Origin of the sequence: Variovorax sp. GrIS 2.14 (assembly GCF_046115955.1) — a bacterium.
Classification (GTDB): Bacteria; Pseudomonadota; Gammaproteobacteria; order Burkholderiales; family Burkholderiaceae_C; genus Variovorax.
In genome coordinates, this window is the sequence record NZ_JBJXIA010000002.1 from 168,684 (window position 1) to 188,801 (window position 20,118).

At 61.9% G+C, this 20,118-nt stretch carries 21 protein-coding genes and 1 pseudogene; 3 read left to right on the forward strand and 19 right to left on the reverse strand.

The annotated features are described in order from the left end of the window. The first annotated feature begins 180 nt into the window (after positions 1–180). Genes lysS through RCH10_RS04600 form a run of 3 tightly spaced genes read left to right on the forward strand, consistent with a single transcriptional unit; the run spans position 181 to position 3,562 of the window. The gene (gene lysS / locus RCH10_RS04590) at positions 181–1,746 is read left to right on the forward strand and encodes a lysine--tRNA ligase (RefSeq protein ID WP_409051470.1); all 1,566 of its coding nucleotides are present in this window, start codon (positions 181–183) and stop codon (positions 1,744–1,746) included. After that, positions 1,743–3,023, forward strand: a complete 1,281-nt coding sequence (locus RCH10_RS04595) for an Hsp70 family protein (RefSeq protein ID WP_323496663.1) — start codon at positions 1,743–1,745, stop codon at positions 3,021–3,023. The genes lysS and RCH10_RS04595 overlap by 4 nt, the downstream gene beginning before the upstream one ends. 29 nt (positions 3,024–3,052) lie before the next feature. Continuing rightward, positions 3,053–3,562, forward strand: coding sequence for a YgjP-like metallopeptidase domain-containing protein (locus tag RCH10_RS04600; RefSeq protein ID WP_323496664.1), 510 nt, complete (start codon positions 3,053–3,055; stop codon positions 3,560–3,562). 2 nt (positions 3,563–3,564) lie between these two features. On the opposite strand, the gene nagZ is transcribed toward RCH10_RS04600, so the two are convergent. The 19 genes and pseudogenes from nagZ to fabD all read right to left on the reverse strand — a co-directional run bounded on the left by nagZ (position 3,565) and on the right by fabD (position 20,093). After that, a complete protein-coding gene (nagZ, locus tag RCH10_RS04605) occupies positions 3,565–4,638 on the reverse strand; it encodes a beta-N-acetylhexosaminidase (protein WP_409051471.1) in 1,074 nt (357 codons plus the stop codon). Then, complete coding sequence (acpS, locus tag RCH10_RS04610; RefSeq protein ID WP_187052718.1) at positions 4,635–5,027, reverse strand: holo-ACP synthase; 393 nt, start codon at positions 5,025–5,027, stop codon at positions 4,635–4,637. The genes nagZ and acpS overlap by 4 nt, the downstream gene beginning before the upstream one ends. Positions 5,028–5,040: 13 nt before the next feature. Continuing rightward, positions 5,041–5,799: a pyridoxine 5'-phosphate synthase gene (locus RCH10_RS04615; protein ID WP_323496667.1), complete on the reverse strand. Its 759-nt coding sequence runs from the start codon at positions 5,797–5,799 to the stop codon at positions 5,041–5,043. Positions 5,800–5,820: 21 nt separating this feature from the next. Continuing rightward, positions 5,821–6,594, reverse strand: a complete 774-nt coding sequence (gene recO / locus RCH10_RS04620) for a DNA repair protein RecO (protein ID WP_409051472.1) — start codon at positions 6,592–6,594, stop codon at positions 5,821–5,823. A gap of 3 nt (positions 6,595–6,597) precedes the next feature. Then, the gene (gene era, locus RCH10_RS04625; RefSeq protein ID WP_409051473.1) at positions 6,598–7,632 is read right to left on the reverse strand and encodes a GTPase Era; all 1,035 of its coding nucleotides are present in this window, start codon (positions 7,630–7,632) and stop codon (positions 6,598–6,600) included. Next, the gene (gene rnc, locus RCH10_RS04630; protein WP_323496670.1) at positions 7,629–8,336 is read right to left on the reverse strand and encodes a ribonuclease III; all 708 of its coding nucleotides are present in this window, start codon (positions 8,334–8,336) and stop codon (positions 7,629–7,631) included. Before rnc ends, era begins: the two co-directional genes overlap by 4 nt. 26 nt (positions 8,337–8,362) lie before the next feature. Then, positions 8,363–8,710 (reverse strand): DUF4845 domain-containing protein, encoded by a 348-nt coding sequence (locus RCH10_RS04635; RefSeq protein WP_409051474.1) that lies wholly within the window; start codon positions 8,708–8,710, stop codon positions 8,363–8,365. A 31-nt stretch (positions 8,711–8,741) separates the two neighbouring features. Beyond that, positions 8,742–9,713, reverse strand: coding sequence for a signal peptidase I (lepB, locus tag RCH10_RS04640; RefSeq protein WP_409051475.1), 972 nt, complete (start codon positions 9,711–9,713; stop codon positions 8,742–8,744). A gap of 5 nt (positions 9,714–9,718) precedes the next feature. Continuing rightward, positions 9,719–11,530: a translation elongation factor 4 gene (gene lepA / locus RCH10_RS04645; protein WP_187052723.1), complete on the reverse strand. Its 1,812-nt coding sequence runs from the start codon at positions 11,528–11,530 to the stop codon at positions 9,719–9,721. A gap of 532 nt (positions 11,531–12,062) precedes the next feature. Further along, complete coding sequence (locus RCH10_RS04650) at positions 12,063–13,583, reverse strand: DegQ family serine endoprotease (RefSeq protein ID WP_409051695.1); 1,521 nt, start codon at positions 13,581–13,583, stop codon at positions 12,063–12,065. Positions 13,584–13,704: 121 nt separating this feature from the next. Beyond that, positions 13,705–14,775: a MucB/RseB C-terminal domain-containing protein gene (locus tag RCH10_RS04655; RefSeq protein WP_409051476.1), complete on the reverse strand. Its 1,071-nt coding sequence runs from the start codon at positions 14,773–14,775 to the stop codon at positions 13,705–13,707. A 21-nt stretch (positions 14,776–14,796) separates the two neighbouring features. After that, positions 14,797–15,108, reverse strand: coding sequence for a hypothetical protein (locus RCH10_RS04660; protein WP_409051708.1), 312 nt, complete (start codon positions 15,106–15,108; stop codon positions 14,797–14,799). A 177-nt stretch (positions 15,109–15,285) separates the two neighbouring features. Further along, positions 15,286–15,513, reverse strand: a pseudogene (locus RCH10_RS04665) (sigma-E factor negative regulatory protein); the annotation flags it as partial. A 13-nt stretch (positions 15,514–15,526) separates the two neighbouring features. Continuing rightward, a complete protein-coding gene (gene rpoE, locus RCH10_RS04670; protein ID WP_323496674.1) occupies positions 15,527–16,219 on the reverse strand; it encodes an RNA polymerase sigma factor RpoE in 693 nt (230 codons plus the stop codon). After that, positions 16,216–16,701: a hypothetical protein gene (locus tag RCH10_RS04675; protein ID WP_409051477.1), complete on the reverse strand. Its 486-nt coding sequence runs from the start codon at positions 16,699–16,701 to the stop codon at positions 16,216–16,218. Before RCH10_RS04675 ends, rpoE begins: the two co-directional genes overlap by 4 nt. Positions 16,702–16,714: 13 nt before the next feature. After that, positions 16,715–17,959: a beta-ketoacyl-ACP synthase II gene (gene fabF / locus RCH10_RS04680; RefSeq protein ID WP_323496676.1), complete on the reverse strand. Its 1,245-nt coding sequence runs from the start codon at positions 17,957–17,959 to the stop codon at positions 16,715–16,717. 58 nt (positions 17,960–18,017) lie between these two features. Next, positions 18,018–18,257 (reverse strand): acyl carrier protein, encoded by a 240-nt coding sequence (acpP, locus tag RCH10_RS04685; RefSeq protein WP_187052728.1) that lies wholly within the window; start codon positions 18,255–18,257, stop codon positions 18,018–18,020. Between the two features lie 99 nt (positions 18,258–18,356). Continuing rightward, complete coding sequence (gene fabG, locus RCH10_RS04690) at positions 18,357–19,100, reverse strand: 3-oxoacyl-ACP reductase FabG (protein WP_409051478.1); 744 nt, start codon at positions 19,098–19,100, stop codon at positions 18,357–18,359. A gap of 39 nt (positions 19,101–19,139) precedes the next feature. Next, on the reverse strand, positions 19,140–20,093 hold the full coding sequence (gene fabD, locus RCH10_RS04695) for an ACP S-malonyltransferase (protein WP_409051479.1): 954 nt from the start codon (positions 20,091–20,093) through the stop codon (positions 19,140–19,142). Positions 20,094–20,118 lie beyond the last annotated feature (25 nt).

Sequence of the window (20,118 nt, forward strand, 5' to 3'; positions counted from 1 at the left end):
ATAGCATCGAGCACAGATTCGACGCGCGTTTGGAGCCGATTCGGGGCTCGGAGCTTGGGATAAAATTCCGGCCTTTCGTGCTGGCCGTCCCGCCTTGGCTATTCGCTCGCTGCGCCCTACCTCCCCCCCTGCGTTTTCTCCGCACCCCCGCATCCTCCAGCCCTCGCCTTTCAGCTTTCCATGTCCGACCCTTTGATCCCCGCCACGCCGACGCCCGTCGCGCCCGCCAACGTCACCGCGCCCGCGGTCGACGAGAACCAGCTCATCGCCGAGCGCCGCGACAAGCTCGGCCTGATGCGCAGCGCGCAGGCTGCCGGCAAAGGCGTCGCATTTCCCAACGACTTCAAACCCGCCGACCGAGCAGCCGGCTTGATCGCAGCGCATGGCCTTACGGAGCCGGAGCCGCTCGAAGCGCAGGCCGTACCTGTGAGCGTGGCCGGCCGGATGATGTTGAAGCGGGTGATGGGCAAGGCCAGCTTTGCGACCGTGCAGGACGCTACCGGGCGCATCCAGCTGTACGTGACGCGTGATGGCATCGGCGAAGAAGCCTATGCCGATTTCAAGCGCTGGGATTTGGGCGACATCGTCGGCGCCGAAGGCACCATGTTCAAAACCAAGACTGGCGAGTTGTCGGTCAAGGTGAGCAAGCTGCGCATGCTGACCAAGAGCCTGCGCCCGCTACCAGACAAGTTCCACGGCATGGCCGACCAGGAACAGAAATACCGCCAGCGCTACGTCGACCTGATCACCGACGAAGCCGCGCGCGACCGCTTCAAGGCGCGCAGCCGCGCCGTCAGCGCATTGCGCGAATTCATGGTCGCCAACGATTTCCTCGAAGTCGAAACGCCGATGCTGCATCCGATTCCAGGCGGTGCCAACGCCAAGCCGTTCAAGACGCACCACAACGCGCTCGACCAGGAAATGTTCTTGCGCATCGCGCCCGAGCTGTACCTGAAGCGGCTGATCGTCGGCGGCTTCGAGCGCGTCTTCGAGATCAACCGGAGCTACCGCAACGAAGGCATCTCGGTGCGGCACAACCCCGAGTTCACGATGATGGAGTTCTACGCGGCGTACTGGAACTACCAGGACCTGATGGACTTCACCGAGCTCATCATCCGGACCATCGCGAAGAAAACCGTCGGCAGCGAACAGTTGAGCTATGGTGGCAAGTCGGTCGACTTGAGTCAGCCCTTCGAGCGGTTGACGATCCGCGAAGCCATCCAGAAACACACCGACGCAGGCGATAACGTCGACGACATCTCCTGGCTCACCCATGCGCTGCGCAAGATCGGTCTGAGCGAGGACAAGAACAAACTCTCGCAGCGCAGCCTCGCCAGCCTGCAAGTCATGTACTTCGAAGAAACTGTGGAAGAGAAGCTTTGGCAGCCGACCTTCATCATGGAACACCCGACCGAGATATCGCCTCTCGCACGCGCCAACGACGACCGACCTGAAGTGACCGAGCGCTTCGAGCTCTACATTACCGGTCGCGAGTTCGGCAACGGATTCAGCGAGCTGAACGACGCCGAAGACCAGGCGGCGCGCTTCAACGCGCAGGTCGCCGCCAAGGACTCGGGCGACGACGAAGCGATGTTCTACGACCACGACTTCGTGCGGGCGCTCGAGTACGGCATGCCGCCGACCGGCGGTTGCGGCATCGGCATTGACCGCTTCATGATGCTGTTGACCGATTCGCCGAGCATCCGCGACGTCATCTTGTTTCCGGCGTTGCGGCGCGAGGCTTGAACGCGCTCGCAACCTCCATCGGCATCGACTTCGGCACGTCGAACTCGGCGGTGTCGTGCGCGATTGGCGATGGGCCGGCACGTCTGTTGCCGATCGAAGGCGACGCGACGACGTTGCCGACCGCATTGTTCTTCAATGCCGAAGACCGCACGACCCACTTCGGTCGCGATGCCATGGCGCACTATCTCGCCGGCACCGACGGCCGCCTGATGCGCTCATTGAAGAGCTTGCTCGGCAGCGCGCTGATGCAGGAAACGACTGCGGTGTACGACGGCCTGCTGAGCTTCCAGGACATCATCGCGCGCTTTCTGCATGAGCTCGGATCGCGCGCCGAAGCCGAACTCGGCCATCGCCCCGAGCGCGTGGTCATCGGGCGCCCGGTGCACTTCGTCGACGACGACGACAAGCGCGACCGCAAGGCCGAAGACAGCTTGCGACACGCCGCCCGCTCGGCCGGTTTTAGAGATGTCGCCTTTCAACTGGAACCGATCGCTGCAGCCTTCGACTACGAGCAGCGCGTGACGCGTGAGTCGATCGTGCTGGTGGTCGATATCGGCGGCGGCACATCGGACTTCACTATCGTCCGGGTCGGTCCCGATCGCATCGCACGGGCCGACCGCAGCGACGATGTGCTCGCTACCAGTGGTGTGCACATCGGCGGTACGGATTTCGATCAACGGCTCAACCTCGAGCGCGTGATGCCCGAGCTGGGTTTTCGTCATCTTGGGCCCGACGGCCGTGAGGTGCCCAGCAAAGTCTTCTTCGACTTGTCGTCCTGGCATCTCATCCACTGGCTGCAAACGCCGAAGGCATTGAGCCAGGCGCAGTCTCTGCGGGTGAACTACAGCAATCGGCACTTGCACGAGCGGCTGATGACGGTACTCGACGAGCGCTACGGTCACCGCATCGCCAGCGAAGTCGAGCAAGCCAAGATCCGCGCCTCGATCAGCGGTGAGGCGACCGACATCGATCTGTCGTTCGTTGAAGCGGCATTGCACGCCACGCTGTCGCAGGCTGACATGGAACAGCAGCTCGCCGCGCCACTCGAAACGGTGATCGCCTGCGCACACGCCTGCGTCAAGCGGGCCGGGCTGCGAAGCAACGAGCTCGATGCGATCTACCTCACAGGCGGTTCGTCTGCGCTGCGCCCGTTTCAGCACGCGTTGCGCCGCAGTTTTGCCGGCGTTCAGATGATCGAAGGCGACCTGTTCGGCGGCGTTGCAGCCGGCCTGGCGTATGCGGCGCGTGCGCGCCAGCGGGCGCCTCTATCGACATGATTGCGGCATGACTGCGACATGAACGCTGCATGAAATACCTCGCGGGCTATTCACCCGGCGTGTTGGCGCAAGTCCAGCAGCGCCTGGACGATGGAAGCCTAGGCACCTTGCTGCTACAGCGCTACCCTTCTGTGCACGAGGTGCGAACCGACCGCGCGCTCTACGACTATGTGACCGATCTCAAGAGCGAGTTCATGCGCAAGGCAGAACCACTCTCGAAGGTGGCGTTCGACAACAAGCTGCATGTCATCCGCAACGCACTCGGCACGCACACCACCATCTCGCGCGTGCAAGGCGGAAAGCTCAAAGCCAAACGCGAAATTCGCGTGTCGAGCCTGTTCAAGGAAGTGCCGATCGAGTGGTTGCGGATGATCGTCGTGCACGAACTCGCGCACATGAAAGAGCGCGATCACGACAAGGCGTTCTATGCACTGTGCACGCACATGGAGCCAGACTATCACCGGCTCGAGCTCGATCTGCGGCTGTACCTCACCCACCTGGATGCGGGTGGGGCGCGCTTGTGGTTGTCCGGCGCCTGACCTCAGACCGCGCTGGCGATCAAGTCGCGCGCGCGCAGATAGCCTGGAGAGCTGGTGAGGTGCTCCCACTGCAGCGCCGCCGTCGTCGGTAGCAGCGTACGCCTCCGCGCTTCTCCGGCAGCGCTCGGTTGCCAGCGACCATCCGTTTGCGCAGCGGCCATCCCACCCAGCAATTCATCCAGTGGCGCCCCGTCACCCACACTCTGGTTACACAACAGTGCCAAGTCGCAGCCCGCACCGAGCGCGGCCAATGCAGCATCGACATAGCTCAGCAGTTCGCCATCGATCTGGCGCGCCGCTTCCATGCTCAGGTCGTCGCTGAAGACCGCGCCGTCGAAGCCGAGCCTCCCGCGCAGGATGTCCTGCAACCACTTCGCAGAGAAGCCGGCTGGGCGCGCGTCGACCTTCGGATAGATGACGTGCGCCGGCATCACCGCAGCGAGCGCACCGCCAAGCCAATCGAACGGCCGCGTGTCCTCGGCAAGGATCGCCTTCAAGCTGCGCCGATCGATCGGGATCGCGACGTGCGAGTCCGCCTTGACGAAACCATGCCCCGGGAAATGCTTGCCGCAGTTGGCCATGCCGGCTTGCAGCAGTCCATGCATGACGCTCTTGGCCAGCAAGGCGACCACCCGCGGGTCGCGATGAAAACTGCGGTCGCCGATGACGCTGCTTTCGCCGTAGTCGAGGTCCAGAACAGGAGCGAAGCTGAAGTCGACGCCGCAGGCGCGCAGTTCGCTCGCAAGCACATAGCCAACGGCCGACGCCCGCCGCGTCGCCTCCATCGGATCGCGCATCCACGCTTCGCCAAGCGAGCGCATCGATGGCAGGCGGGTAAATCCGTCCGTTCGAAAACGCTGCACGCGACCGCCCTCGTGGTCGACACAGATCAGCAGATCGGGTCGGAGCGCCTTGATGTCGGCGTTGAGGGCGGTGAGTTGCGCTCGGTCGTGCCAGTTACGCGCGAAATGGATGACGCCTCCCACGAGCGGGTCGGCAAGCCGGCGATGGTCGGCCGCTGTCAGCTCGGTGCCGGCCACGTCGATGATGAGAGGGGAATGTATGGCGTCGGTCATGTTTTTTCCACGACCACGAAGCTCGCGGCGTAATCAGTTTCGTCGGTGACGGTCACATGGGCGGTGAGCCCCTCGGCCTCGAACCAGTCCTTGAGGCCGCCGTGCAGCACGATCACCGGCTTGCCGCTTCGCAGGTTGGCGATCTCGCAGAGGCGCCAGCTCATCGGCATGCGCATGCCGGTGCCGATGGCCTTGCTGAAGGCTTCCTTTGCAGAGAAGCGCGTCGCGAGATAGCTGATGCCGCGCTTGGGCCAGCGAACGCTCCGGCTTTGCCAGATAGCGAACTCGGCGTCGCTCAACACGCGACGCGCAAATCGTTCGCCCTGTCGCTCGTAAGTGGCCGCGATGCGGCGCACATCGCAGATGTCGGTGCCGATGCCGTAGATCACGGGGCGTCGACGATCACTTCGCCTCGGCGATGCAGCGCAGGTACTCCAGCGTGGCGGACGTATAGCCGAGCTCGAGCGCGTCTGCGACGAAGGCATGGCCGATCGACACTTCGCGCACACCGCGTACCGCGCGCAAGAAGTCGGTCAGGTTGTCGCGGTTCAGGTCGTGCCCGGCATTGACTTCGAGCCCCACCGCCTGCGCTGCGCGCGCCGTATCGACGTAGAGCTGCAGCACGCCAGCCGCGCGCGAAGTGCCGCGCGACGAGGCATAGCCTTCGGTGTAGAGCTCGACGCGGTCGGCGCCGACCGCCTTGGCTGCGGCCATCATGTCCGGCTCGGGGTCCATGAAGAGGCTGACACGCACGCCAAGCGCCTTGGCTTCCTCGATCAACGGGCGAAGCCGGTCGGCATCTTCAGGGAACACCCAGCCATGATCGCTGGTCGATTGGGTTTCGCTGTCGGGCACGAAGGTCGCCTGGTGCGGCCGCTGCTCCCGCACGAAGTCCATCAGGTTGTGAAAGGGGTTGCCTTCGATATTGAATTCGACGTCCGGCCAGTCTCTCGCCAGCAGCGCCGACAGGTCGTACACGTCCTGCGCACGGATGTGACGCGCGTCAGGTCGGGGATGCACCGTGATCCCGCTGGCGCCGGCGTCGAGGCACATCGACGCGGCGAACAGCACGCTCGGAATACCGAGCTCGCGCGTGTTGCGTACCAGCGCGACCTTGTTGAGGTTGACCGAGAGGGCCGTCGTGTTTGAACGCGTGGTCATGGATATGCAGGATCGATTCGATCAGAGGGCTTGCAGGTCTCGCATCATCTGCCGGGTGCGCAGGGTGGACACGCCACAATGGTAGTTGAGCAGGACACGCAATTGACTACGCAATGCGGCGTTGCTGCCGACATTGAGCGTGGCAATGCACCGCAGGGTTGCGGTGAATGGTGTGTGATCGTCCAGCGCCGCCTGCAGTGCCTGCCATTCGGCGCCGGTCAACGCGGCATCTTGTGCTTCGGCCTGACGCAGACCGGCCTCGGAAACCAGTGTGTAGCGCAGCTCAGGCGCCAACGATGACAGCGTCATCGTCTGGGCGTCGAGCGCAGGCAGTAGGCCGACCTCGCGCAGCAGCAACAGTTCGAAAGCTCGAAGCGCCGCTGCTTGGGTAGCGGCCTGCGCGCCCGCATGCTCCCCGGCAAGCACCTCGACGACCCCTGCGTATGAATCGAAGAGAGATTCGTGGGCATCGTCGCGCGCCAGCAGGCGCAGCAAGAGCTCGTTGACATACAAGCCCGAGAGCAGCGACTCGCCGGTCGGCATGACATGGCCGCCGACCCATTCGGCACCCTTGAGCGCGCGAATCTCGGCGTCGCCGCCGTAGTTCAACAGAAGCGGCTGCAGCGGCAGAAGCACCGGGCGGAAGTTGGAACTCGGCCGCTTCGCGCCCTTGGCCACCAGTGCGATTCGACCGTGGTGCCGGGTGAAAACTTCAAGAATCAAACTCGACTCGCTCCAGTCGTATCGATGCAGGACGTAAGCCGGCACGTGAGAAACGCGATGCCCCGTCGCCATCCCTTACTCGTAGCCGAACGACCGCACACGGGCCTCGTCGTCGGCCCAGCCAGAGCGAACCTTGACCCAAAGCTCGATGAACACCTTGGCATCCGCCAGCTTCTCGAGTTCGACGCGCGTCTCCATGCCGATGCGCTTGATGCGCTCGCCCTTGTCACCGATAACCATCGCCTTGTGCCCGTCGCGCTCGACCACGATGGTCGCGGCAATGCGAAGCAGCCGCTTCTGACCCTTGCGCTGCGGCGGCTCTTCTTCGAACTTGTCGATGATGACGGTCGAGGTGTAGGGCAGCTCGTCACCGGTCAGGCGGAACAGCTTTTCACGGACCAACTCGCCTGCAAGGAACTTCTCGCTGCGGTCGGTGAGTTCATCTTCGGCATAGAACCAGGCTTGCTCGGGCAGGTACTTTTCGCAAATGGCGAACAGGCGCTCGACATCCCTGGCGCTCTTGGCCGACATCGGGACGAACTCGGCAAACGCATGTCTTGCCTGCATCGTCTGCAGCCAGGGCGCGATGTCGCCGCGGCGATGGATGTTGTCCAGTTTGTTGGCAATCAGCAGGGTCGGGATGTCTTTTGCAAGCAACGCCAGCACGCGCGCGTCCGCCGGCGTGAAGCTGCCAGCCTCGACCACGAACAGGATCAGGTCGACGTCGGCCACGGCACCCAGCACGGTCTTGTTGAGCGACTTGTTCAACGCGTTGGCATGCAGCGTCTGGAAGCCTGGCGTGTCGACGAAGACAAACTGCGTGGCGCCGACCGTGCGCATGCCGGTGATGCGGTGTCGCGTGGTCTGCGCCTTGCGCGAGGTGATGCTGATCTTCTGGCCGACCAGCGCGTTGAGCAGAGTCGACTTGCCGACGTTGGGCTTGCCGACAATGGCAATCAGGCCGCAATGGCGCGGGCCTTCGGCGGTCGGTGGAGCGACGGAAACACCGACGGCGTGCGAATCGTCCGCATCGCCTTCGGTGTCGGCTTTGATGGGCTCGGCGGGTTGGATAGGGTCGGTTGCGGGTTCGGTCGGTTCGGTATTGGTCATGCAGCTTTCGTGCTTCGGGCTTTGAGTTTGATCAGCATCGCGGCAGCAGCAGCCTGTTCGCCAGCGCGGCGCGAGCCACCGATGCCGCGTTCGGTCAGGCCCAGTTCTTCCACCGCGCATTCGACGTCGAACGTTTGCTTGTGGGCCGCGCCCACGGTGCCTGCCACGCGGTATGCAGGCAGCTTCATTTTGTGGCCCTGCAGCCATTCCTGCAATTCGGTCTTTGGGTCCTTGCCGACTGCGTCCATGCGCGGATTGATCTCGACGGCCTCGAAGAGCCGATGCACCAGCGCCTGGGCAGCCGGATACCCGGCGTCGAGGTACACCGCGCCAATCAGCGCCTCCAGCGCGTCCGCCAAAATCGACGGGCGTGCCGAGCCGCCGGAGCGCGACTCGCCTTCTCCCAGCCGCAGCAAGGGCGCGAATCCGAGTTTGATCGCCAGTTGGTGCAGCGTTTCCTGCTTGACCAGATTGGCGCGAACGCGCGAAAGGTCGCCTTCTGGCAGGCCGCCCAGCTTGACGTAGAGAAGATGCGCGACTGCCAGATTCAGCACCGAATCACCCAGAAACTCTAGGCGCTCGTTATGGTCCGACGAAAAGCTGCGATGCGTGAGAGCGAGCTGCAACAGGCGCGCATCGGCGAAGGTGTACTGGAGGCGCGCTTGCAGCGCCGGGAGGCCGCCGTCCGCCTTGAGAAGCGGCACGTTCGGCGAGGACTTCTGCGGCGGTTTCAGCGCGACTGACCTTTGTATCGCATGAGAAGCACAGCGGGGCCGAACAACGGGATCTCGCGCTCGTACGAATACGAGACGACGACTTTGTCGCCGTCTTTCTTGACGTCGAGGTCCTTGCCGCTCAGCTTGAAATCGTCGATGGCCTGGGAACGATCGAAGATGGCGCGAACCTCTGGCACAGTGTTGCCTTCCTTGGCCTTGTTGGCTGCCTTGTCGATAGCCTGGTATTCGATAAGAGTCGGAATCACCTGCGCGACGACAACCCCTACGCACGCCAGCACGACCGCCACGAACAAAAGTCCGATGAACGAAATACCGCGCTGCTTGTATTGACGAGTCTTCATGCCCTCTTACCCCTCGAATGGATGGATCTAGTTATTGGAACGCACCGATGCGTTTGAGATTGCCGAAATTCATCCAGATAAAGAACGCTTTTCCAACGATATTCTTGTCGGGAACGAAGCCCCAATAGCGGGAATCCAGCGAGTTGTCGCGGTTGTCGCCCATCATGAAATAGTGACCCTCCGGCACTTTGCACACGACGCCGTCGACACTGTAACGACAATTTTCACGGTTGGGGAAGGTCATGATCTCAGCCTCCGACAAACCCGCTCTGCGACTGTCGTCGTTCAGCAAGTAGTGCTGCCGGCCGACCAGATCCTCTTTGTATTCCTTCAGGTAGCGCATGGCTTCCTCGTCGAAATACTCCGGGACGGCGTCCTTGCTGATCGGCTTGCCGTTGATGGTCAATTTCTTGTTCAGGTATGCGACCTCATCACCCGGCAGGCCGACCACACGCTTGATGTAATCGAGACTCGGCTGTGGCGGATAGCGGAACACCATCACATCGCCGCGGGCCGGCGGCGTGCCACCGGTCAGCTTGGTGTTGATGACGGGCAGCCGCAGGCCATAGGTGAATTTGTTGACCAGGATCAGGTCGCCCGTGAGCAGCGTCGGCATCATCGAACCGGACGGGATCTTGAAAGGCTCGAACAAGAACGAGCGCAGCAGGAACACGACCAGGATCACGGGAAACAGGCCGGCGGTCCAGTCGAGCCACCACGGCTGCATGAGCAGCCGCTCTCGCGCCTTCACATCGACCGTGTCGACTTGCGTGATGCCCTTGCCGGCCAGGCGGGCGTTGCGCTCGACCAATGACGAGTCGATGGCTTCGGCCGCACGTCGACGCTTGGGCAGGAAGTAAAAACGCTCAGCCAACCAGTAGAGACCAGTGACAACGGTTGCTAGGAACAGCAACAACGCGAAGTTGCCTTCGACGGCGCCGGAGTACCAAGCGCCGATGTAGCCTGCAAAGGCCGCGAGGATCAGGGAAGTGAGGAGTGCCATGGTGGTTAGTCTTCGACTTGCAGGATCGCCAGGAAAGCCTCTTGCGGGACCTCGACGGAACCGATCTGCTTCATTCGTTTTTTGCCCGCTTTCTGCTTCTCGAGCAGCTTCTTCTTGCGGGAAATATCACCGCCGTAGCACTTGGCCAGCACGTTCTTGCGGAGCGCTTTGATTGTCTCACGCGCAATGATGGTGACCCCGATGGCAGCCTGGATCGCGACGTCGAACATCTGGCGCGAAATGATCTCTCGCATCTTCGAAACCACCGCTCGGCCACGGTACTGCGACTGGCTGCGGTGCACGATGATCGACAACGCATCGACCCGCTCGCCGTTCAACAGGATGTCGACCTTGACGACGTCCGACGCGCGGTATTCCTTGAACTCGTAGTCCATTGAGGCATAGCCGCGACTCACCGATTTCAGTTTGTCGAAGAAGTCGAGCACGATTTCGCCGAGCGGCATTTCGTACGTCAGCATGACCTGCCGACCGTGATACGCCATGTTCATCTGCACGCCGCGCTTCTGGTTGGCGAGCGTCATAACGGCGCCCACATATTCCTGCGGCATATAAAGATGCACCGTAACGATCGGCTCGCGAATTTCCGACATGCGGCCGACGTCGGGCATCTTCGAGGGGTTCTCGACCATGATGACTTCGCCGTCGTTGCGCACCACCTGATAGACCACGCTGGGTGCGGTCGTGATCATGTCCTGGTCGAACTCGCGCTCAAGGCGTTCCTGCACTATCTCCATATGCAGCAAGCCGAGAAAGCCGCAACGAAATCCGAAGCCAAGCGCCTGGCTCACTTCGGGCTCGTAGCGCAGCGACGAATCATTGAGCTTCAATTTTTCGAGCGCGTCGCGCAGCGATTCGTACTCGCTCGCTTCCGTCGGATACAAGCCTGCAAAAACCTGCGGCTGGATTTCCTTGAAGCCCGGCAACGCTTCCGTCGCCGTTGCCGCTGCGCCGCCCGTGCCGGTCTTGATGAGCGTGACAGTGTCTCCGACCTTCGCGGCCTGCAACTCCTTGATGCCAGCAATGATGAAACCGACCTCGCCTGCTTCGAGCGATGGCCGCGCTTCGGTTGCTGGCGTGAACACGCCAAGGCTGTCGGCGTTGTAGCTGGCGCCCGATGCCATCATCTTGATGCGCTCGCCCTTGACCAATCGACCATCGACGACGCGCACCAACATCACGACGCCGACGTAGGCGTCGAACCAACTGTCGACGATCATCGCGCGCAGCGGGCCATCCGGGTTGCCGCGCGGTGCGGGCATCCTCTTCACGACGGCTTCAAGAATTTCATCGATGCCCATGCCGGTTTTGGCAGAGCAAGGAATCGCATCGGTCGCATCGATGCCGATCACGTCTTCGATCTCGGTTCTCGCGTTGTCGGGGTCCGCGTTCGGCAAGTCCATCTTGTTGAGCACGGGCACGACGTCGACGCCGAGGTCGAGCGCGGTATAGCAATTGGCAACGGTCTGCGCTTCGACACCTTGCGATGCGTCGACGACGAGCAGCGCACCTTCGCATGCCGACAACGAACGACTCACTTCATATGAGAAGTCCACATGGCCCGGCGTATCGATCAAATTGAGGTTGTAGACCTGTCCATCGAGCGCCTTGTAATGCAACGCAGCGGTCTGCGCCTTGATGGTTATCCCACGCTCTTTCTCGATGTCCATCGAGTCCAATACCTGCGCCTGCATCTCGCGCTCCGCGAGACCGCCGCAACGTTGAATCAGGCGGTCTGCGAGTGTCGATTTGCCATGGTCGATGTGAGCAATGATCGAAAAATTTCTGATGTGATTCATCAACGGGGACGCTTAAGTACTTGAATTGGCTCGCGCGCAGAAGGCGACAGGCAAGAAAAAAGGGCGCGTCTTCCGGAGACGCGCCCTGAACCAACAAGCAATGGCAACTGCAGTAGTTGGAACTTCATTGTAGGCAAAAAGGAGAGCACGCACATCCAGGAACCCGGTCCGAATAGGTCGTTGCAGGTCAGCAACATGAAAGTTATAAACAGCTTATCAACAATAACTGTGGATCACTCACTGAACAACTTGTGGGCGATCTGTGGACCGCCGGTGGACTGTTCCGTGGAATACCGCATCGTGGAGACGACATGGCTGCTTATGCATCAAGTGGCGTCTACCGCGGTTCCATTCTACCGAAACCGGTTCTTAGCCCTAACTAAAAGTTAGTGATCGCAAACAAACAGGCGGCTTTTTCGATTGAATAATTTTTGTTACCGACTCTGTTTTCGTTTCAACGGCGCCTCGAAAAGGCCGAAAACCCGACTGCCGAGCGGGGCCAATACGTCCCGGCGATGAACATGGGTGCAGATCAGCGCGCCGGCCGAATCAAGGCGTATTGAGCCCATTCGCCTCGGCGCACCAACACCGTGACTGCTTTGCTCTTGTCGGCCTTGCCAATGGCATTCTCGAATTCATGCACATTGCCGACCTCGGCATTTCCGACGGCAAGGATGACATCGCCCTCCTTGAGACCAGCACGCGCTGCGCCCTCGGCCGCCGTGTCGATCTTCACGCCGCCCTTGAGCTTGAGCTCCTTCTTCTGGGCGTCTCCGAGTTCGCTCACTGCGAGTCCAAGCGACTTTGCAGCCGCCGAAGTCGGTGCGACCTTGGGCGCTGGCTCTTCTTTGTCCGACACGCGTTTTGCAGGCTTGTCAGGCTCGATTTCGGCGATTGTCACCGTCAGGTCTTTGGCGCTGCCGCGGCGGAACACCGTCAGCGTGCTCTTGGTGCCGGGCTTGGTGTTGCCCACCAACCGCGGCAAATCACTCGGCTTGTCGATCGCCTTGCCGTCGAACTTGGTGATGATGTCACCCGGTTCGACGCCGGCCTTCTCTCCCGGCGAGCCCGCTTCGACGCTGCGCACCAGTGCGCCTTGCGCTTTGCCCAGCCCGATCGATTCGGCAACATCCTTGCTGACCTGATCGATCTGCACGCCGATGCGCCCGCGGGACACGCGACCCGAGGTCCTGAGCGCGTCGCTCACGCGAATCGCCTCGTCAATGGGGATCGCAAAAGAGATGCCCATGAAACCACCAGAACGCGAATAGATCTGGCTGTTGATGCCCACGACTTCACCGCGCATGTTGATGAGCGGTCCACCCGAGTTGCCAGGGTTGATCGCCACGTCGGTCTGGATGAACGGCAGGTACTCACCGGTGTCGCGCTGCTTGGCGCTGACGATGCCAGCCGTGACCGTGTTCTCGAGACCGAACGGCGAACCGATGGCCATCACCCATTCGCCGACCCGGAGCTTGGAGATATCGCCGACCTTCACCGCCGGCAGGCCGGTCGCTTCGATCTTGACCACCGCCACGTCGGAGCGTTTGTCAGCGCCGATGAGCTTCGCTTTGAACTCGCGCTTGTCGGGCAAGGTGACCATGACCTCAGACGCATCTTCGACCACATGCGCGTTGGTCATCACATAGCCGTCTGCCGTCAAGATGAAGCCCGAGCCCACACCACGTGGTCGCTCTTCTTCAGGGACCGGCTGCTGCGGCCGATTAGGCTTGGGTGCGCCACGCGGCGTGCCCGGTGTGGCACCCGGAGCACCGGGCGCGCCGGGAGGAGGCTGCCCGAAGAAGCGGCGAAAGAACTCCTGCATCTCTTCGTCCATCTCGCCATTACCAGCGCGCTGTGCGACTTTTTCGATCGTCCGGATGTTGACAACCGAAGGCCCGACCTGGTCGACGAGATCGGTGAAATCCGGCAGCGTGCGCGTTTGCGCCTGGACTGACGTGACTGGCAAAAGCGATGCAGTCGCAGCAGCAACCACCAAGGCGCAAACGAACAGGGAGGCGCGAAGTTTTTTGCCCTCGGCATAGAACATCATCATCGAATTTCTTTCAATAGAGGGCAGCGGAACGGTGCTGTGAAATGAACGCTACCAGTTTGGTTCAGCACGGTCGAGTGAGGGGAGATCGAAGAACTCCATGCGGCCGCGCTGATGGCGCTCAACGCGTCCGCGCAAGACTCTGAGCAAAGGTATCGAGCGTCTGCGGCGGCACTTCGCCGACCACTGTCAGCCACCAGTCTCCGCCCTTGTCGACCAGACGACGGGTCATCGTGTAGGTGGCGCCGAGCATCAACAAAACTTCCTGCGGCTGACGCTGCGCGTCGTATGGCTCGATAAAGAGCGAGACCGAAGCAAGCCCGTCGGAGAACGTCCACTGCACGGTGCGCTCGAGCGCGCCGGCGCCGCCCATGGCCCGTCGGTAGCAGCTGGTCGGTTTGAAGCCTGCGACGGGCGTTTTCAGCGCCCACCCTTCGGCCATCGACGTGGTGCGCTCGAGTTCGGACTTCTCTACGCGGTAGCCCGCAGTGCTCTGCATCATTTGCGACAGCGCATGCACCTTGACCGGCGCGTCGAGCTGCAATTCAGAAAAAGCCGACTGCTCCACGATTTTGCCATCGCCGTCGACAGTCTGCAATTTGACGACGAGGCCGGACCGATGTTCACTCCAGATCCGATAGCCGAAGCGAAGGCTGTCGCGTGGTACCAGACTGATGACGTCGGTGTCGAAACCTGCGACCCGATCGTGTCCCAGCATGCGCACGCCGTAAAAGTCGGCGATCGAAGAATCGGGCGCGCCGAGCAAATTGGGAAACAGCTCCAGGCTCTCGCGCTTCTCGCTCTTCACAACTTTGGTGTCGGGAAGAAAGGTCATTACGTGGTCGTTGCGCCGGAACGTGGACCGCGCGGGCCCGGTCAGTGCCTCAACGCGTTCCAACTGCAGGTCGCCTTCGCACGCGTGCCAGATGCGCGCGCTCGAAAGGTTGCCCGCTGAAGCTGACACCACGAATGTGCCAACGTAACTCCGCTCGCGTGACGCCGTGTGCAAGCGTTGCAGCCATTCGACGACACCGAAGCTCGCAAGGTTCGGCGCCTCGCCCACAGGTGCTCGGGCCATCGGCCTTTTCGCAGCCGGGTCGCTGCGCAGTTGTGCCACCGCGAACTGCGTCACGCACAGGGCAACGAACACGACTGCGAGCCTGCGCGCGGGAATCTGCATCGAAAGATTCATCGGTTCGATCGACTGCCGATGTCAGCGCGAAGGCGCTTCGAAAGTCGCGTTGCGCAGGAAGCCCGAAGGCATCTGCGAGGCGCCGCCGGCCTGGCGATGCGCCTCGAGCAGTTCGTCCAATCGCGCGTCGCGCAGCATTACCTGAGGATTGCCGTTGCCGACCATCACGCGGGTTGCGGAGAGGGCGGTCAGGCTCGGCGACGGCACAGGTGTCGTGCTGGCCGGCGATGTGATGGCCATATTGGCAACCGCCACGACAGGAGCGGTTTGGCCTGGCTGTGGCTGCTGTTGTTGCTGTTGGGCCAGCTGCGGGCCGGCTGGCGCGGTGTTCATCGCAACCCAACTCCATCCGATCGCAGCGGCGGCGGCAATCGAAGCTGCACCTGCCACCAATTTCCAGCGGAACACCGGCTCGTTGGCAGCCTCGATCCGATTTGGTAGCTGCGTTTGAATTTGCGCCGGCATAGGCTGCGCAAGCCACACCTGCGCGGGCGCTGCCAAGACAATCGGGTCCTGGGACACCCGCTGCCGGAAGCGGGCAAGAAACATCGTGCTGTCGCTGCATGGCGCATGCGTTCCGGCCCGCAGCACGTCACCCACGAGGTGGTAGCTTTGCCAAGTTGCGCGCAAATCTTCTTCCTCGGCGACTCGGGCGACGACGGCGACAAATTCTTCGCCTTGCAACTGACCATCGGCAAGGGCGGAAATTTGTTCGAGGACTGTTTTTGACTGGTTCATTTCATTCACCTGCTTACCAACGCTTGCCGGACTGGTTGTCCAGCATCGGTTTAACCCGGGCCGATATGGCCTCCCGCGCACGAAAAATCCGCGACCGCACCGTGCCGATCGGGCAATTCATGACCTCGGCAATCTCTTCGTAGCTCATGCCCTCAATTTCGCGCAGCGTGACCGCTTGGCGCAATTCGGCCGGCAGTGCTTCCATCGCGGCCTCGACGGCGCGGGCGATTTCGGCGGCCGCCAGCACGGTTTCGGGGGTCTCGTCGCTGATTGGTTCGTTTCCGGGCCGGTAAGTTTCATCGTCGTCGTCGGAACCGGGACGCAATGCACTTTCGGAGATGGTCGGATCGCGCTTCATGTCGACCAGAGCCTTCTTGGCGGTGTTGACAGCGATCCGGTAGAGCCAGGTGTAGAACTGCGCATCCCCCCGAAACTGGTGCAGTGCGCGATACGCCCGAATGAAGGTTTCCTGGGCGATGTCTTCGACCAAGTCGACGTCGCGAACCATGCGGCCGATCAGCCGTTCGATGCGTCGTTGGTACTTGATGACCAGCAGTTCGAAGGCCTTTTGGTCGCCGGCTACCGTCCGCTGAACGAGTTGAAAGTCGACTTCGCCGGGTTTGGGCGCGGCGGCCACATCCTCTGCGCCATCGGTCGCAGCACCCACATGAGGAACGGGCGCGACGGGGGGAGGCGTTTCGCTCATGGCGCTGCAACCACCGTGCCGGCGGGGTCGACGGCGGTAGCGGGAGTTTTAATGGGTGCGCCGGACAACGCACGCGAGTAAACCGCGCGGCGCAGATCTTGCCAACGCTCAGGCCGGGCCCGGCGTTCAAGCCACAGCCAGCGCACGCGTCGAGTCGGCTCATCGAGTCGCACCAACAACAAGGATTGCAGATCCAGCACAACCACGATTCGCGCCACTTTGCGCGATGCCAATCCAGAAAGAGACCAGTCCTGCCCGTCGAAAACGAGATCGATGGGCTGCACCGGGCCCAACGTCCGTCGCGCAGCCGTCGCAGTCAAGACCACGCTCGCAAGGATCAGCACATGCCGCCAACCGACATGTTCGAACTGAAAAAGCGCGGCGCCCGCGCAGCAAGCGCCAGCAACCCATAGCACCGTCAGGAGTCGCGCCGCATTGCGCGAACGCCCCACCGGGTAGCTCACCGACGGGGCGCTGTGCATGGGAGAGCGGCGCTCAAGCGCGCTTGAACACCAGCGTGCCGTTGGTGCCGCCGAAGCCAAAGTTGTTTTTGACAGCCACGTCGATCTTCAGGTCCCGCGCTTCGTTGGCACAGTAGTCCAGGTCGCACTCCGGATCCTGGTTGAAGATGTTGATGGTCGGTGGGCTCTTTTGATGGTGGAGCGCGAGCACCGTGAAGACCGATTCGATGCCTCCGGCGCCGCCCAACAGATGGCCGGTCATCGACTTGGTCGAATTCACGACCAACTTTTTCGCATGCGCGCCGAAAGCATTCTTGATGGCGTTGGTTTCATTCACGTCGCCGATTTGCGTCGAGGTGCCGTGCGCATTCAGATACTGCACTTCATCGGCGTTCACGCCCGCGTTGGTCAGGGCCATGGCCATCGAACGGCGCGGTCCGTCCACGCTCGGCGCGGTCATGTGATAGGCGTCCGCACTCATGCCGAAGCCAGAAATCTCAGCATAGATCTTGGCGCCGCGCGCCTTGGCGTGCTCGTACTCTTCGAGCACCACCACGCCGGCGCCCTCGCCCAATACGAAGCCGTCTCGGTCTTTATCCCAGGGGCGCGATGCCGTCTTCGGATCTTCGTTGCGCGTCGAAAGTGCGCGCGCGGCCGCAAAGCCTCCAATGCCAAGTGGCGACACGGTCGCTTCGGAGCCGCCGGCCACCATCACATCGGCGTCGCCGTACTCGATCATTCGAGCCGACAGACCAATGGCATGAAGACCCGTAGTGCAGGCCGTGACGACCGCAATATTCGGGCCCTGAAAGCCGTACTTGATCGACACGTGACCTGAGATCATGTTGATGATCGACGCCGGCACGAAGAAAGGTGAAACGCGGCGGGGGCCACGGTTGACCAGTTCAGCGTGCGTGGCTTCGATCATCGGCAAACCGCCGATGCCCGAACCAATGTTGCAGCCGATACGGGTGGCTTCTTCGGGCTCCAGCGCATCGCCGGTTTTGAGGCCGCTGTCTTGTACTGCCTGCATGGCTGCCGCCATGCCTAGGTGAATGAAGCGGTCCATATGACGCGCTTCTTTCTCCGAGATGTACTTCGTGATGTCGAAGCCCTTCACTTCGCCGGCAAACTTGCAGGCAAAGGGACTGGCATCGAAGGATGTGATGGTGTCGATGCCCGAATTGCCGGCCAACAAGTTGGTCCAGGATTCGGCCACCGTGTTTCCGACAGGAGCGATGCAACCGAGTCCGGTCACGACGACGCGGCGTTTGGTCATGCCGGCAACCTTTCTGGGAGCGTCGGGCCGGGAACATGCCCTCGGCCCAACCGGCCGTTCAGGCCTTTTGATTCTTGGATGCGTAGTCGACGGCGTTTTGAACCGTCGTGATTTTTTCTGCGTCTTCGTCAGGGATCTCGATGCCGAATTCGTCTTCGAGTGCCATCACGAGTTCGACCGTGTCGAGCGAGTCAGCACCGAGGTCGGCCACGAAAGACTTTTCGTTGGTGACCTGGGACTCTTCCACGCCGAGTTGTTCGGCAATGATTTTTTTGACACGTGCTTCGATATCGCTCATTTGATTCCCTCTGGGGGTTGTAAGTAATCGGTGGATTTTAGCCGGGCGGATTGTGGCATTTGCCGCACCGCCCTCGCGGGAAAAGATTGCGCCGGACAACTACATGTGCATGCCGCCGTTGACGTGCAGTTCTTGCCCCGTCACGTAGGCTGCCTGGGGTGAAGCAAGGTAGGCGACCGCATGCGCGATGTCTGAAGGCTTGCCCAAGTGTCCCAACGGAATTTGGGACAGCAGCGCTTGCTGCTGCGCCGGCGGCAAACCGGCAGTCATGTCGGTCTCGATGAAGCCGGGTGCAACGCAATTGACTGTGATGTTGCGGCTGCCGAGTTCACGCGCCAATGCGCGCGTCATGCCTGCCACACCCGCTTTGGCGGCCGCGTAGTTGGCTTGGCCCGCGTTACCCGACGCGCCCACCACGCTCGTGATGCTGATGATGCGGCCGTAGCGCTGCTTCATCATCGGACGGATGACAGCGCGGGACACGCGAAACACTGCTTTTAGGTTGGTGTCGAGGACGGCATCCCAGTCATCGTCTTTCATGCGTATGGCGAGGTTGTCCCGCGTCACGCCGGCGTTGTTCACCAGGACGTGGATCGCGCCAAAGGCTTTCACGATCTCTTCGATCAGTGCCTCGACGGCCGGGGCATCGTTGACGTCGAGCGAGCGACCACGTCCATCGAAGGCCGCCAGCGTCGAGCTGATTTTGGCCGCGCCGTCGTCGGTGGTTGCGGTGCCGATAACCTTCAGGCCGCGCTGCGCGAGTTCAAGCGCGATGGCGGCACCGATACCACGCGACGCGCCGGTGACCAGGGCGACCTGTCCTTCGAATTTTGGAGTGCTCATATAAACGGGTTGCTGCAGGCTGTCTGCTGTCGGGGCCGGTCAGCCGGCGAGCGAGTGTTTGGTTTCGGCGAGCGTCGCTGGGTCGTATACGGACCCCGCTATCAACTCGGGAGCGATGCGCTTTGCCATTGCCGCCAGGACCCGACCCGGCCCGCACTCGATAATGGCGCCGACGCCGCGTGCTTTCAAGGCCAACACAGTTTCGACCCAGCGAACCGGACCGGCCGCTTGCCGCACCAGCGCGTCGCGAATGCGATCGGCATCAGTTTCAACATTCACATCGATGTTGTTGAGCACAGGCATCTGCGGCGCCGACAAAGCGACCGTCGCAAGTTTGGCGCGGAGGGCTTCAGCCGCCGGCTTCATCAGACTGGAATGAAAAGGCGCCGACACCGGCAACAGCAGTGCGCGCTTGGCCCCGTTCGCCTTGAGCAGTTCGCACGCCTTGTCGACCGCGGCCTTGCTGCCGGCGATCACCGTCTGCATCGGATCATTGAAATTCACGGCTTCGACGATTTCGGCGCTGTCAGCGCCGAAAATCGCTGTCGCTTCAGCGCAACCTGCGATGACTTTGGCGCAGTCCATGCCGAGAACGGCCGCCATGGCACCGGCGCCCACCGGAACAGCCTTCTGCATCGCTTCGGCGCGGAAGCGAACCAACGGAGCGGCCTGCGCCAACGTCAGCACGCCGGCGGCCACCAACGCAGAATATTCGCCAAGCGAATGGCCCGCCACTGCGTCAGGCATCGCGCCGCCCTCTGCCCGCCAAGCACGCCATGCGGCCACACCCGCAACCAGCATCACAGGCTGGGTGTTGGTGGTGAGCGCGAGCGCCTCTTTCGGACCGTTCTTGATCAACGCTCCGATGTCTTCGTCCAAGGCATCGGATGCTTCACTAACAGTTTCGACGACCGCAGGATGGTCGCCCCAACCGTCGAGCATGGCCACGGCTTGAGAGCCTTGCCCTGGAAAAACAAACGCGAAAGATGTCATATTTTTATGTCTCCGACTGAGCCGC